Origin of the sequence: Hoylesella timonensis S9-PR14, assembly GCF_000762405.1 — a bacterium.
In the GTDB taxonomy this organism is placed as follows: domain Bacteria; phylum Bacteroidota; class Bacteroidia; order Bacteroidales; family Bacteroidaceae; genus Prevotella; species Prevotella timonensis_A.
The window spans coordinates 1-14,901 of record NZ_JRPQ01000236.1 but is presented as its reverse complement, the minus strand read 5'-3'; the positions used below and the strand labels follow the sequence as shown (position 1 = coordinate 14,901).

At 45.0% G+C, this 14,901-nt stretch carries 8 protein-coding genes; 5 read left to right on the top strand and 3 right to left on the bottom strand.

From position 1 onward, the window contains the following. The coding region (gene mobC / locus HMPREF9304_RS12155) for a conjugal transfer protein MobC (protein ID WP_036929588.1) at nucleotides 1-1,598 on the top strand (1,598 nt) is incomplete at its 5' end. A gap of 215 nt (nucleotides 1,599-1,813) precedes the next feature. On the opposite strand, the gene HMPREF9304_RS14575 is transcribed toward mobC, so the two are convergent. Genes HMPREF9304_RS14575 through HMPREF9304_RS12140 form a run of 3 tightly spaced genes read right to left on the bottom strand, consistent with a single transcriptional unit; the run spans nucleotide 1,814 to nucleotide 9,058 of the window. Beyond that, complete coding sequence (locus HMPREF9304_RS14575; protein WP_156104821.1) at nucleotides 1,814-2,245, bottom strand: hypothetical protein; 432 nt, start codon at nucleotides 2,243-2,245, stop codon at nucleotides 1,814-1,816. A 19-nt stretch (nucleotides 2,246-2,264) separates the two neighbouring features. After that, nucleotides 2,265-8,582, bottom strand: a complete 6,318-nt coding sequence (locus tag HMPREF9304_RS14210; protein WP_197061674.1) for an FG-GAP-like repeat-containing protein — start codon at nucleotides 8,580-8,582, stop codon at nucleotides 2,265-2,267. 47 nt (nucleotides 8,583-8,629) lie between these two features. Further along, on the bottom strand, nucleotides 8,630-9,058 hold the full coding sequence (locus HMPREF9304_RS12140; protein WP_036929584.1) for a T9SS type A sorting domain-containing protein: 429 nt from the start codon (nucleotides 9,056-9,058) through the stop codon (nucleotides 8,630-8,632). Between the two features lie 197 nt (nucleotides 9,059-9,255). Here HMPREF9304_RS12140 and HMPREF9304_RS12135 point away from each other — a divergent pair, with 197 nt between their 5' ends. The 4 genes from HMPREF9304_RS12135 to HMPREF9304_RS12120 form a co-directional block, all read left to right on the top strand. Further along, nucleotides 9,256-10,488, top strand: coding sequence for an aminotransferase class I/II-fold pyridoxal phosphate-dependent enzyme (locus HMPREF9304_RS12135; RefSeq protein ID WP_036929580.1), 1,233 nt, complete (start codon nucleotides 9,256-9,258; stop codon nucleotides 10,486-10,488). Continuing rightward, nucleotides 10,489-11,187 (top strand): TetR/AcrR family transcriptional regulator, encoded by a 699-nt coding sequence (locus HMPREF9304_RS12130; protein ID WP_036929578.1) that lies wholly within the window; start codon nucleotides 10,489-10,491, stop codon nucleotides 11,185-11,187. A gap of 236 nt (nucleotides 11,188-11,423) precedes the next feature. Then, nucleotides 11,424-12,827, top strand: a complete 1,404-nt coding sequence (locus tag HMPREF9304_RS12125; RefSeq protein ID WP_036929575.1) for a DUF3945 domain-containing protein — start codon at nucleotides 11,424-11,426, stop codon at nucleotides 12,825-12,827. Nucleotides 12,828-12,848: 21 nt separating this feature from the next. Continuing rightward, nucleotides 12,849-14,901: type IA DNA topoisomerase (locus tag HMPREF9304_RS12120; protein WP_036929574.1), on the top strand; the 2,053-nt coding region annotated here is incomplete at its 3' end.

The following is a 14,901-nucleotide window of genomic DNA, read 5'->3' as shown; positions in this document are numbered from 1 at the left end:
GTCTGCTGATGGGCGGTGTATGGATGAGCCGACTGCTCAAAAATAACTTGATGGATGATGTATTTAATACGGAGAATGAGAGTTTTATGCAAGAAACCCGATTGATGGAAAATGAATACTCGGTAAACCTTCCTACACGCTTCTATTATAAGAAAAGGTGGAACAAGGGTTGGATTAACGTAGTCAATCCCTTCCGTGCCTCAATGGTACTCGGCACACCGGGTTCGGGTAAGTCGTATGCTATCGTAAACAACTACATCAAGCAGCAGATTGAAAAAGGCTTTGCGATGTATATCTATGACTACAAGTTCCCCGACTTGTCGGAGATAGCCTACAATCACTTGCTTCATCATTTGGACGCCTACAAAGTAAAGCCGCAGTTCTATGTGATAAACTTCGACGACCCACGCAAGTCGCATCGTTGCAACCCCATCAATCCGAATTTCATGACGGATATATCGGATGCCTATGAGAGTGCCTACACCATCATGCTCAATCTGAACCGTTCGTGGATACAAAAGCAGGGGGATTTCTTTGTGGAGTCGCCGATTATCTTGCTGGCTGCCATCATTTGGTTTCTCAAAATCTATGAGAACGGAAAGTATTGCACATTCCCCCATGCTATAGAGTTCCTGAACCGTCCCTATGCGCAAATATTTCCGATACTCACTTCCTACGATGAACTTGCCAATTATCTTTCTCCTTTCATGGACGCTTGGGAAGGTGGAGCGCAGGACCAGTTGCAGGGACAGATCGCCAGTGCCAAGATACCGCTATCACGTATGATTTCACCTGCCCTCTATTGGGTGATGACAGGCGATGATTTCTCGCTTGACATCAACAACCCCAATGAACCGAAGATTCTTGTTGTGGGGAACAATCCCGACCGTCAGAATATCTATTCGGCGGCACTTGGACTTTATAACAGTCGTATTGTGAAGCTTATAAACAAGAAGAAGCAACTCAAATCGTCAGTTATCATTGACGAGTTGCCGACGATTTACTTTCGTGGCCTGGATAATCTTATTGCCACAGCCCGAAGCAACAAGGTAGCGGTATGTTTGGGCTTTCAAGATTTCTCGCAACTTACCCGTGACTATGGAGATAAGGAAAGCAAGGTGATACAAAACACCGTGGGTAATGTGCTCAGTGGTCAAGTTGTGGGCGAAACTGCCAAAACACTCTCCGAGCGTTTCGGTAAGGTGCTCCAGCAACGCCAGTCCATGACCATCAACCGCAATGATAAATCTACATCTATCTCCACGCAAATGGACAGCCTTATCCCTGCATCGAAAATCAGTAACCTTACGCAAGGAATGTTTGTGGGGGCAGTGTCAGACAACTTTGACGAACGCATCGACCAGAAGATTTTTCATGCAGAGATTGTGGTGGACAGTGCCAAGGTATCAGCAGAAATGAAAGCATATCAGCCTATACCAGTGATAGTGGACTTCAAAAATAAAGTTGGCTCCGATAATCTCAAAGAGACTATCGAAGCCAACTATCGTAAAGTGAAACAAGAGATACTATCACTTGTTGATTCAGAGATTCAAAAGATTAAAAACGATCCCATGCTTAGTAATCTTATTAAAGGATAATATTCAGTAATAGCTATAAAATATAGCACTAATAATAACAGCTGGTTATTAATGTTGTAGGTATATAAGAAGCAATAGTCAGCGAGACACCCAATTGCCAACAGAGTCTTAGGACATAATGTGTAGGGACTTGCGAATGCTCATCACCACACACCTGCTATTCATTACTACTTATGGGTAAGACATCAATTACATCAAATGCTACAAAGTATAAACTACCAGCTACAATTCCCGCAAAAAGCTAGTTTCCGTTGATTCTTGTTACGATCTTCCACAATAAGAATGCCTTTCACATTATAGAATTCACTATCACCTTTGCTTTGTGTATGGTTGATTGTCACTTTTAAAGTAAACCTTTTATTCTTGTACCAAAATACGTCTTTCCGATTGGATACAAGAGTAAACTCTTCTAGACGACGATTAATCACCATGTAGGCCGTGGTTGCAAGGTCATTCACCATTATGTAGCTTTTATTTCGCATTTTGTTTGGATACTTATAAAAGACACAACATCCACCATCTATCTCTGATGGAATAGAGGTGAAGCTTCCTATTTCAATACTGACATTTGATTTTACTTCTGCAAAAGATGTGAGTGAATATAGTATTGAAAAACAAGTAATTATAGATAACTTTAAAGTATTCATTTCTATCTGTTTTATAATTTCACTTTGGCATAGATATATGCACATGATCGTAATGCCCACCTCTAATTTTTCGAGCCCATGGAGCAGGAATTACTTTTCCTTTTACTACCTTATTTATAATAAATGGACCGTAATTTTCCAGATACCCGGGAGTATTCCGGATTAAGTTCTGTAAGTATCTTGCATAAGCATTTTGAGGTGAAACATGCTGACCATTTATATAGTTAATATCTATAGCTCTAGACCCATTTGCTACACTATGTGCTGACCGTGTTGCATTAGAAGGGTGATTAGACGTGCTTGATATATTTACGGAATAAATGCCATTCTGAGAGGCTGTATGCAGAATACTATTGAGATAGACACTTAGACTCAAAGCTATTGGGTGATCAGCTCCTCTGTCAAATGTTACACAAACATCCTCACTTCTAAAGGGGACTAGACCATTACTTTTGTGACCAATGACCTCGATTTCATCCAACTCTACTGTACCATCAGGGAGCACTTTGTATGGCTTATCGTCGCCCCCATCATGCGCCGCATGATTGAACAGTCCAATATTCATCCCCTGCATCGCTCCTTGCAGGAAATCACCTCCTGTGGCCCAGGCTGCCAAGCCACCCATGACAGTTGTGGATGCAACCATCAGTGCCGGATCCATATTCACGCCCTGAGCGAAGGAGCCAATGCCAGAGGCCGCTGCGCCCGAGACGAAAGCACTGGCAAAGTTTCCGCCATCCAAAGCAGAAACCACTCCGCTGGCCAGGCCATGCGCACCGGCACGCAACAGCTCGTTTCCAAGACCGCTCACTCCGCCGAAGGCAGCACCTATGCCATAGCTTGCTGCCGATGACAACAGGCTCAATGCCCCAGCCTTCCAGACGCTTTTTCCCTCAAACGCCGCCTGCATCATACTGCTGGCCATGTTGAATGCGGCGAAGGCTATTATGACGTCGTCAATACCAAAGAGGTTACCACTCGGATCCGTATACTTCAGCGGATTGTTCAGGCAATAGCTGTAACGGTTGAAGTTCTGGCTGTTGTCGGGCATCTGCACATAGTTGTCAGGACTGAAGAACCGGCCGAGAACGGGGTCGTACAACCGACCGTTCATGTTGATGATGTCGAACTCGCTGAGCATCTCGTGCCCCGTGTAGCCACGGTGCAACCCTATGGTATTGAGCGTCACCGTCTGCCTGCCCCACGCATCGTAGGAGGCATCGAAGACCTTCGTGCCATTCTCATCTATAACGGAAAGGATGCTCCCTAAATTGTCCGTGAAGGCAAGATAATTCCTCACCGTGCCGTTCTCACGGATGGCGATGGTGTTGCCGTCGAGGTAGTAGAACTCGCGCGTGACACCGTTCTCCGTTATCTTCTCGTATTCACCGGCATAGACCGTTGTCCTGACATCCGTGCCGTTCTTTGACAACGCTGAATACCATCTTTCCTGATCTGGGCCATAGACAAAGTCCATCCTGAGATTCTTTCCTGCATCTTCTATCAATTCAATTTTTCCAAAGTCATTGAAGGAAGTATTCAGTGCGTCGCCCGGTATCTGTCCGTCAGCGTTCTCCACCTCCGTCACGGCATGAGGACGGACATGCTCAGCGTAAGAGAAGTTGCCCACCCCCGTCTTGAAGAGGATGTTGCCGTTGGGGGCATAGCTTATCTTCATGGTTTCAGCCGCCCCGTTCTTCACGGAAACAAGCCTGTCGAGATCATCGTAAATGAAGGATTCCTGTGGACTGTTGTTTCTCTTGCGTGACAACAGGTTGTCGGTGGCACCGTCGTAGGTTTCATCGAAGCTCTCCAGGACGCTCGTACCGCGCATGATCTTCACATTGCTTTCATATCCCCGTGAATCGCGAGTCTGCATGGCAGTGAGTTTACCCATAAACGATGTACTGCTTACAAGGCCGTCAGCACTTTCAACCTTATAGATAACCTTGTCGCCTATGGCCGACTGTGCTTTGAAACCGTAATCGTCATAAAGGTATGATACTTCCAAGCCACCGGGGTATATGGTCTTGGCAAGCTGGTTGTTGCCGTTGTAGGAATATGAGAAACTATAGGAGCCATGTCCATCCACAGTTAGCTTTTCGCTAATGACACGTCCAAATTTGTCATGGGTATATTCAACAGAGTTATTGTCCACAGCCTGTTTTACCAACCTCAACTTCTCGTTGCCTGCAGTACCATAAGTATAAACTATGGTTTTCTGTCCGATTTGGGTAGATGCCAAACGGCCCAGGTTGTCATAGCTGTTGGTAGTCTTGATACCTCTTCCATCTGTCTGCGTCAGCAGGGTGCCGTCAGCGGCATACGTATAATTTGAAGTTCCCGCATCTGGGTCGGAGAGGGACAACTGATTGCCGGCAGCGTCGTAGGTCATGGTTACGGTGGAACCCTGTGTCGTTACACGGCTTGGCTTGCCTATGGAAGAATACCGGTATTCAACTTCGCTGACAGGATCGGTCGACTTGACAACATTTCCCCATGCATCTGTAGTCTTGGTATAGCTACGACCTGCAATGGTTGTTGTGACCGAACGGTTCCCGTATGAATATGACACAGACTTGCCGGAGCTCAGTACGTCCGATATGACCCTTCCTCGCTCGTCATAGGTGAGATTTTGAGTAATGGTCAATTTTCCCGTCTTGTTCTCGACACGTGAAACCTGCCCCTTGCCATTATAGGCCGTAGCTTTGGAAACAGACATACCCTTAGCACCAAACGTCTCCTGCAAGACCTCATGGCCTCCCTTGTCGTACCATATCGTCACAGAAGGCTTGCCCGTGGTAGACTCCTTTGTGTAATATTTCTTGTAATTACTGTTTCCCCAGCCTGTCTCATAGGTTGTCTGTGTGCCGTCAGCCTGCTCGGCGGTCAGTCTTCTTCCCCATCCGTCATAAGTATATCTGGTCGTCAGTATGTTGGAAGGTTCTGTAGCGTCGCTCTCTGTCAGCACATTGCCCCACAAGTCATAAGTAAAGGTATTGACAGTAGAAGCTGGGTTGGTAAAACTTTTAATGACGAAACGGCCAGATAAATCATAATCATTGAACTTTGTGATGGGTTTCACTCCATTGCCGGTTATAACCGATGACAGGACATTGCCATACACATCATAGGTCGATGTTGTCTTTAGTGCCATGCTGGTTCCGCTGTTCACGGTAGAGTACAACACGTTTCCCCTGTCATCATAACCATAGGTCGTAATCGATGTATAGGGGGTAGGATCATCCGCATGCTTCTGTGACATGGTCAGTGTGGTGGGAAGCCATACGCCAGCCTTGTTCTGATAGCCAGAATATGATACTTTCTTGTACATGTTATCCCCGTCATTCATTACGATCTCATCTGTAAGAACACCCTTAGACACGTCATAGTTGGAAATGGTTGTAACCGTATTGCCATCCAAATCTGTCATGTTCTTCTTGGACACATACGTAAAGTAATTCTTGCCGGACTTTGATACGGAATAGGTAGATACAACTGTGCCCGTATTCTTTCCGACCGAGCTTGAGGTCTTGATTTCCATTGGGAGCCAGAGACTCTCGTCCCATTTGGTAATGCTGTTTACTTCCTTTGTACCTAACGTTGTATTCTCATTGGTTACCGTATTGAAGCCAAGCATTCCCTTACCTGCGATATGCAGTCTCAGATCTTCATAGAAATATTTGGTCGTCTGGCTACCGACTGAGCCGTTGTCACTCGTCATCTTTGCCACAACAGACAGCGGCAGCGTGTAGGTGTTGACAGGATATGTGCTTTTGATGCTCTTTTTATAAACCGCAGGGCTTGTGGCACTTGCATACTGGATGTAACAGTTGTTGCCCATGCCATCCGTTATGCCTGTGATCTTCCCAACCTGCGACAGGTCATACCCTGACTTGTAGATATTGATTTTCTCACTGAACGTGTTGTTGGTACCGTTCAGCGCGCTGCCGTAATTTGCAAGTTCCGGATATCCGTCGCCGTCGAAGTCGCCAAGGAAGATGGAACTTTCATTTGCATCATCTTCCCGGTTCTTTGTATAGCTATAGACTGATTTCAGACCAGACCCTGTAGAATAGAGCCACCTGACTTGTGTGTTTGTATATTCATTCCTAAATTTAGGGAAACCACGATGTCTGTATCCGGCCTTGCAAACCATCACGTCAGTACGACCGTCATGATCTATATCGCAGGTCATCAGCGAGAATCTGCTGTCATCTTTGCAGGATGCATGGTCTGAAACTCCGATGTCTACCGACTTTGTATGAGTAAAAGTACCATTACCATTGTTGTGTGCTATCCAAAGACAGGATTCCCCCGACTTGTTGTAGACGAAGTCTGTTAATCCGTCACCGTCGAAGTCGCCTTGCTGAATCCTCCAATAATCACCAAAGTCGGTACCCAATTTCGTGTTGCTCTCCATAAATCTTGACTTGATGGCGTTCCCTCCGTTGTTGAAATAAATTTTATAACCACCATCATACAGCAGAATCAAGTCTGGCAGACCGTCATTGTTGAAGTCACCCACAAAGACTTTTCCTATATCTTTGTTTATCCCCTGTGGCAGGGTAAGTCTCACGTCGGTACGGTCAAGCGTCGTCCCGCCGGCAAATTGTACGATGGTACATGGATAGTAATTGTCCTTTTTGCGTTGCTCCACACACACCACATCATCCTTGCCGTCTCCGTTAACATCAAAGGTAGCAAACAAAGGAGCCTTATCCGTAGACAAGAGATTCACGGCGAATGCGTGTATGCCTCCTGCTCTTCCTGCCACCACGTCGCTTCCCTGAACTATGTAGAAAACAGCCTGGTTCCAATAACCTGTTGCCGCATTCTGGAATGGGAACACCAAATCATTGTATCCATCTCCGTCAAAGTCCATGACCGATGCCCCTCCAAACATGGATTTGATGACATCCATGGATATACCGGAGGGCAGCGTATAAACCAGAGGAGAATCGTAGGTTACGCTTCCTGTAGATGAAAGTTTGCTTCTGCTAACATATACATAAGTATAGTAGTCCCAACTACCGCCACCAGGCCAGACGGCAGTTGTAACTTTCACAGGTGCTATCCTTATGATATCACTGACACCATCGCCATTGAGGTCTGCCGACAAGAACATTTTGCTGGTTTCTTCAACTATACTGCTACCATCTTTTGTCGGAACATCCAATTGGGTTGATTGGACATTATAATAGGGTAAGCTATACCAGGTAAATCTTACGGGAAGATATTTATCTCCCACTCCGTTCTCTTCATCTATTGTAACAAGTCGAGTCCACTTGCCAGTTGACTGGTCTGAATTATCATCATAACCAAATGTATATTTGCGGTATACGAAATTATTACATGTTGTTGTAATGGCAGAAAGACACATGTCTATCTTTCCCGGCTGGTCTTCAATGGTAAACGGTCTAGCGTTTTCTCCGAGTCCCCGATAGGTGAAACTCACTCGATTGACTATTCCACGACTCTTTGTTGAGTTAGTACCATAAGTGATGGTAATGGGTCTGATGCTAAGATTGCTGATTGCATACTCATAAGTGATGTAGTTGGCGTATTTGTCAGTTGCCCGGTTGACATACCATGAGGCGATGCGCGCACGGCCGCTTTTGTTTCTATATGTTACTTTTGAACTGGCTGAGTTGCCGTATTGATAGGTCATACCCGTGTTGGTAGTCACCTCAAACCATGTAGTTGCCTCGCTGGTGCCGTAATTTCCATGCACAACCACTTTTGTAAATGGGTCGCCCTCTACTGTATAGGTAGCTCCGTCTTGTCCTGAAGTACCCGATTGGAGTATCAGGCGCTTGCCGTCAAGTAACAAGTTATCCACCGCCGTATAGGTAACTCCACCCTGCCATCCGTCATGGAACAAATCGTATCCACCTCGGGTGATGGCGGAGATTCCCGTGATGCTGAATCCATACCCTGCCAGTCCGTATCCATTTAATTGACTATTGTATGATAACCCTATTTGCGGTGTCAGTGAGCCACCATGAGGAACTTCAAATTGCAAATTGTAGGTTGCAGCTCCAGAGCGACCGACAGAAAAGCTGCCAGCAAGGGTTCCGACAGAATAATCGGGTTCAGGATCCAATATAGGGTCGGGCTCTATAGGTTCAACTATTCTCGTTGAATCAACTACCGGCGTATCAAAATCTGGTCTCCTACTCGGGGCGAGCTGGACGTGCTTCGATGGCTGTGCAGACATGTTTTCTGCTGATACCGCATTTATACCAGTGCCTATGCCATGCAGGCTGTCACGCAGAATCGTATCCCGACTGACACTGAAACCAGATGTGACCGCGGCTTGTATACAGGTCGTCAAACAAAGCGACAGAAGGCAAAGAAAAAAACCTTTCAAGTGTGTTTTCATTATTTCTTAATAATTTTCCAGGTAGTCGATTGGTTGTTGATAGTAATTCTAAGCAAGTAGGTGCCGGCAGGCTGGTTGCTGATGTTGACATCAAAATTATATTGTTGCCTCTCATCCAACATGACTCTATCCCCTCGCATGGTATAGATGGCCAAGGAGCATTTGTCCGTATTCTTTATTCCAGAAATACTGACTTTCAAGATGCCGTCTGTAGGATTGGGGTATATCTTGACATCGTGTTCTTGAAGCATGTCAGAGAAAACCTGTCCTTCCGTTTCAAAGGTTTGCTGCTTCGCTTTCGAGGGTTGCATGATAATTTCCCGCTTGATACGATTGCCTGAGGCATCATAACTGTATCCAATTCTGTCTTGTGCAGAAGATACGACTGGCAACAAAGCCAAACAAAACAATAAGTGAAATTTTCTCATGTTCATTCTAATTATTATGTTAATAAATTTTTATCTTCCGAAATTATTATTTTGCCTATAGTAGCAAGTCTGGTGCAAATATATAAATAACTATTGTTTATAACAAGAAAAAGCAGTTTTTTTTTTTTTCAAAATTTGTATTTTCTTAGTATTTTCGCTATATTTGTGGCATTATTTACTATATATACATTGTTTATATGAATAAAAATATTATTTCATTAAAGGATTTCAAGATTACTCCAAACGAGAATGTTATCGAGCGTAGCCAAAATTTCCAAAGTTACATTGACCAAATGGAGCAGTTCGGCTGCAAAAGTTATTGGGTCATGGCAAGAACAGGAGTTGGAGCCAAGATGCAAATCGAAGGCTATGACGGTGAGGTTTCCGCATACATTTCTAATGATTACCTTGGTATGTCGCAAAGGACTGAGACCAAGGAGGCTGGTATAAATGCCGTCCTGAAATACGGTACAGGGGCAAGTGCCGCTCAAGCTATTGGAGGCTACTTGGACATTCATAAACAATTGGAGGAAGGCATAGCGAAGTTTGTAGGACAGGAAGATGCCATTCTTTTCTCATCCGGCTTTGGAGCCAATGCGGGACTGCTTCGTGCAATTTTAGGAAAGAATGACATTGCATATATTGATTCCTATATCCATACCAGTGCTGCTAGCGGACTGATTGGGACAAACGTAAAGCATATCGGACACAACGATACCGATTACCTTGACATGATCCTTAAACGTGAAAGAGGGAAATACCAGACCCGATTGGTCATCATTGATGGGGTCTATTCCCAGAATGGAGATTTATCAAAACTCCCAGAGTACATTGCGGTCTGCAAGAAACACGACTGTCTTCTTATGATGGATGACGCCCACGGCATTGGGGTTATGGGGGAAAACGGCAGGGGAACGGCAGAATATTATAATTGCTTGAGACAGGTCGATATTATCACAGGTACTTTCAGTAAATCCTTCGGGTGCGTCGGTGGTTTCGTTGCCGCGTCAGAAAAACTGATTCAGTATCTAAGATATTATGCTGACAGTAATGTCTTTTCCGCTGCAATGACTCCACAGGTAGCAGCATCTTCATTAAAGGCTTTGGAACTTATACAGACACGTCCTGAAATTCGAAAAAAGTTGTGGACTAATGTCAATTACCTGCGTAAACGACTGACAGAGGAAGGCTTTGATATAGGCTGCTCTGTATCAGCCATATTTCCTATTATGATAAGGGACAATAGAAAAGTATATGAAATAGCACGAGAATTGCAAAAAAGATGTATCTTTGTAAGCGGTATCACATACCCTGCGGTAAGAACCAAGGAAGCACGGCTTAGAGTCAGTGTGTTGGCTTCCCACGAAATAATACAGTTGGAGCAATTGGTAACCGCCCTTGTAGAAATCAGAAAATCAATACCTTTTTAGATGACAGAAGAAGGAAATAAACCCAAAAGATACAGAAGGACAAACGTCGATATACAGGCAGACATTATCAAGGCAGCAGAAAGTCTGATTAAGAAAAAAGGTTTTGCATCAATGCTGGTAACAGAACTTATCAAGAAAGCCAGAATCGAACCGCTTGTCTTTTATAACAGATATAATAATCTTAGTGAGTTTTATGATGAATTCGTTAAGAGGTATGACTATTGGTTTAAGGATGTGCTCACTGGTGTTCAATTTCCTACAGATTCAGAATTGGGCTATATCGGTATTTTCAAGGATGTACATAAGTCACTTCAGGACAAATCCGTAATGTTGGAATTACTGCGTTGGGAAATAGCAGAAGGAAATGAAACCACGGTTCGTACAGCTATGCTCAGGGAAATGCACACATTACCTCTTGCCAATTCCTATGAAGAGAAATTTAAAGATATTGACATATCAGCGATATCGGCATTGATTATAGGTGGCATATATTATCTCAATCTCCATCGCGACCGTTCAAAGTTTGCCGATATTGACTTGAATACGGAGCAAGGCAGTAAACGTATAGAAAAAGCCCTGGAGGAACTTGGACACATGGTATTCCACTGCCATGAAACAAATAATTATAAGCAAGCCGTTGCTGAAAGAATGAAAGAAAACGGTATCAGCGATGAAGTCATAAAAAAGTGTTTGGATTAAACCATACAGTTCAAAGAGATTCCCCACTTATCCAGCGTGATAATTGGGGAATTTTCTTATTATAGAAACTATATTCTAATAAAGTGATATTTTAGGCTTTACCATAAACTAAACATAATAGATTGTTTCCCATAAATTCCTTTTATTTCCCACTTTTCCCGAAAACTTTTATATCTCTTCATATACCTATAATTTAGCTGCTTGATAACAGTATTCATCATTAAAATTATCAAGCAATGGAATCAAACAGCAATGACAATTACGTGCTGGTCCTGGAAGACCGCACGGAAGTGAAAAATGAACAGGAAGTAGGCAAGCTTTCTGTTGTTTCCGGTGTTGACGACAAGGGAAACCTTAAAACCACAGAGGCAATCGCTGCCAATCAGGCAGCGTTCTTGAAATTCAACAACAAGGATGGACTTCTCAAAAACTTCATGACCAACTTCCTCAAACAGTTCAATAACCCGACTCACTTCGGACTGTACAAGGTCTTGGCGGACAATGTGGAGCTAGGTGTGGATAATCTCCGCACCATGCTACAAAGCCGAGAGAAGCCAGAAAGTAAACAGCAACTGGCAGAGATAGGAGTATCCTTTGAGGATTATTTGCCCCAACAGAAGAATGCCACCGCTATCGACCCCGAAAAGGTGGATTGGAAGATGCTCAACAATCTCGGTCTTTCCCGTGAGCGATTGGAGCAGAGTGGAGAATTGGAAAAGATGCTCAATTGGCAGAAGAGCAATCTCATCACAATTGCCGTACCTATCGGCGACACCACCATCTATACCGAAGCCCGCCTTGCGTTCCGTACGGACGATAATGGCAATATCGGTTTGGCAATTCATCCTTTGAGAAAAGAACCACAGCTTGACTTTCCCTATATGGGCTACAAGTTCTCTCCCGAAGAAAAGGAGCAACTCCTCACTACGGGTAATCTCGGCAAGACCATTGAGGTAACACCCAAGAATGGCGAACCTTTCTCTGCCTACGTATCTATCGATCCGCAGACGAATGAAATCATAGCCCTGCGTGCCGACCGTGTGAACATCCCTAAGGAAATCAAGGGTGTTACCCTTTCTGACGCTCAGTATAAAGACCTTGTGGAAGGCAAAGCTGTGAAAGTGGAAGGTATGACTGCCAAGAGCGGCAAGTCTTTCAACGCAACCTTGCAGGTCAATGCCGAGAAGAAAGGCATTGAATTTATCTTTGACAATAATCGTGGATTTAAGGAACGCCAGCAGCAGACACAGCAGCAGGGCGCACCCCACAAGCTCTGCGGACTGGAACTTTCTGAAAAACAGCGTGAAGCATTGGATAGCGGTCGCACACTCTATTTGAAGAACATGGTCGATAAGGAGGGCAAGTCCTTCAATGCCTACGTCCGTATGGACAAGGAGCAGAACCGCCCACGTTTTTACAAGTGGAATCCTGACAAGAAGCAGGATGCTGGCAAGGAAAAGGTCGTAGCTGTGGCAGAAGAACACAAGACGCAGGTAGCCGTGAACAACCACGGCAAGACGAACGAAGCCACCAAGAATGTGAAAGAGCCTCTCAAAACGGGACAGACACAACCTACTGCCGAGCAGAGGCAAAAGAAGGACGAAAACAAGCAGAAGAAGTCCCGTGGACGTAAGATGTAACCCCTAATTCTATTATCGACTATGACAACTTGTATTATCGCCGAGAAACCCTCGGTAGCCAGAGATATAGCCCGTATCGTTGGGGCAACGAACAAGCAGGACGGATATTTGGAAGGTAACAACTATTTTGTTACATGGGCAATGGGACACCTTATTACCCTTGCTATGCCTGAAGCCTACGGCTTTTCTGCCTACAAAGCTGAAGACCTGCCCATTCGTCCCAATCCTTTCCTGTTAGTTGTACGACAAGTGCGTAAGGACAAGGAGTATATATCCGATCCAGCAGCGCTTAAACAGCTCAAAGTGATACGCTCCTGCTTTGACAAAGCAGATCGTATCATCGTCGCTACTGATGCAGGACGGGAGGGTGAACTTATTTTCCGTTATATCTATCAACATCTTAGTTGTAGAAAGCCTTTCGACCGTCTTTGGATTTCATCATTGACGGACAAAGCCATTCGTGAAGGACTTTCCAATCTCAAACCGGGAAACAACTACGACAATCTATATTACTCCGCCAAGTCAAGAAGCGAAGCCGACTGGCTCGTGGGTATCAATGCCAGCCGTGCATTGTCCATCGTCCGCAAAGGCGGCTATTCCTTGGGACGGGTACAGACTCCAACCCTTGCTATGGTCTGCCGTCGGTACATAGAGAACCATGATTTTTCTTCCGTACCTTATTGGAAACTCTCCGCACTCATGGAGAAAGAGGGCATATCGCTGAAAGCCGTTGGCTGTAAAGACTATGAGAATGAAGCATTGGCACAGACTGCTCTTGCTTCGCTTCGCAGTCAGAGCCAGCTTAAAGTTGAATCGGTCGCAAGAAAGGTGGGACATACGTCACCACCACTCTTGTACGACCTTACTGCCTTGCAGAAGGAAACCAACAGACGCCACGGCTTTTCAGCAGACAAGACCCTCTCGATTGCCCAGAGCCTCTATGAGAAGAAAATCACGACCTATCCCCGCACAGGCAGCCGATACATCAGTGAGGATGTTTTCGAGGAAGTACCCGTCCTGCTGCGCAAGATAGGCATGCCACTATCAAATCCACTTAACCGCCATTCGGTAGACAATGCAAAGATAACTGACCACCACGCCATTATTCCTACAGGTGAAACTCCTTCAGGAATGTCGGCAGATGAAACAACTATCTATCAAATGGTGGTCAGTCGTTTCATCGAAGCATTTTCTCCCGATTCAGAGGAAGAGCGTATGCAGGTACGTTTCACGGACGGCACCAACTCTTTTGCTTGGAAGGCGTGCCGACAAATCTCCTTGGGTTGGAAAGCCGTGCAGAAAGGTAAAGAAGCGGAAGCTGAAAAGAAAGAAGGGGGTGAAGAACAGGTTTTGTCTTCATTGCCAAACCTGATAGAGGGAGAAAACTTGCCTGTACTTGATGCAGAAATCACCGAGGATAAGACCAAGCCAAAACCACTCTATACGGAAGCTACTTTACTTTCAGCAATGGAGAATGCTGGGAAAGAGGTCGAGGATGCAGAAAGCAAAAAAGCTATGGCAGAATGCGGTATAGGAACACCAGCTACCCGTGCCAACATCATTGAAACGTTGATACTGCGTGATTATATCCGAAGGGACAAGAAAGCAATTATACCTACGGAAAAAGGCTTAGCTGTTTATGAAATTGTCAAGGACAAGCGAATCGCCAATGCGGAGATGACAGGTAGTTGGGAACTGGCTCTTGCCGCTATCGAGGCTGGACAGATGCCGCCNGAAAAGTTTGCACAAGGCATCAACTCNTACGTTNGNACCATNTGNGAGGAACTNCTNTCNCTNGCNCCCAAACAGAAGTCTTATCCCACCTATCGCTGCCCCAAGTGTGGCACTGAGAGCGTGGGCATCTATGCCAAGGTTGCCAAATGCAGACATGAGGGCTGTGACTTTCATATCTTCCGTGAGGTTTGTGGCACGCTTCTCACNGAGGACNANATCCGGGATTTGCTAACCACAGGACGTACACCCATTCTCAAAGGATTNACCAGNAAGGCAGGNAAAAAGTTCAACGCCCGACTTGTCCTTAATGAAGATTACACCACTTCTTTTGAATTTGAAA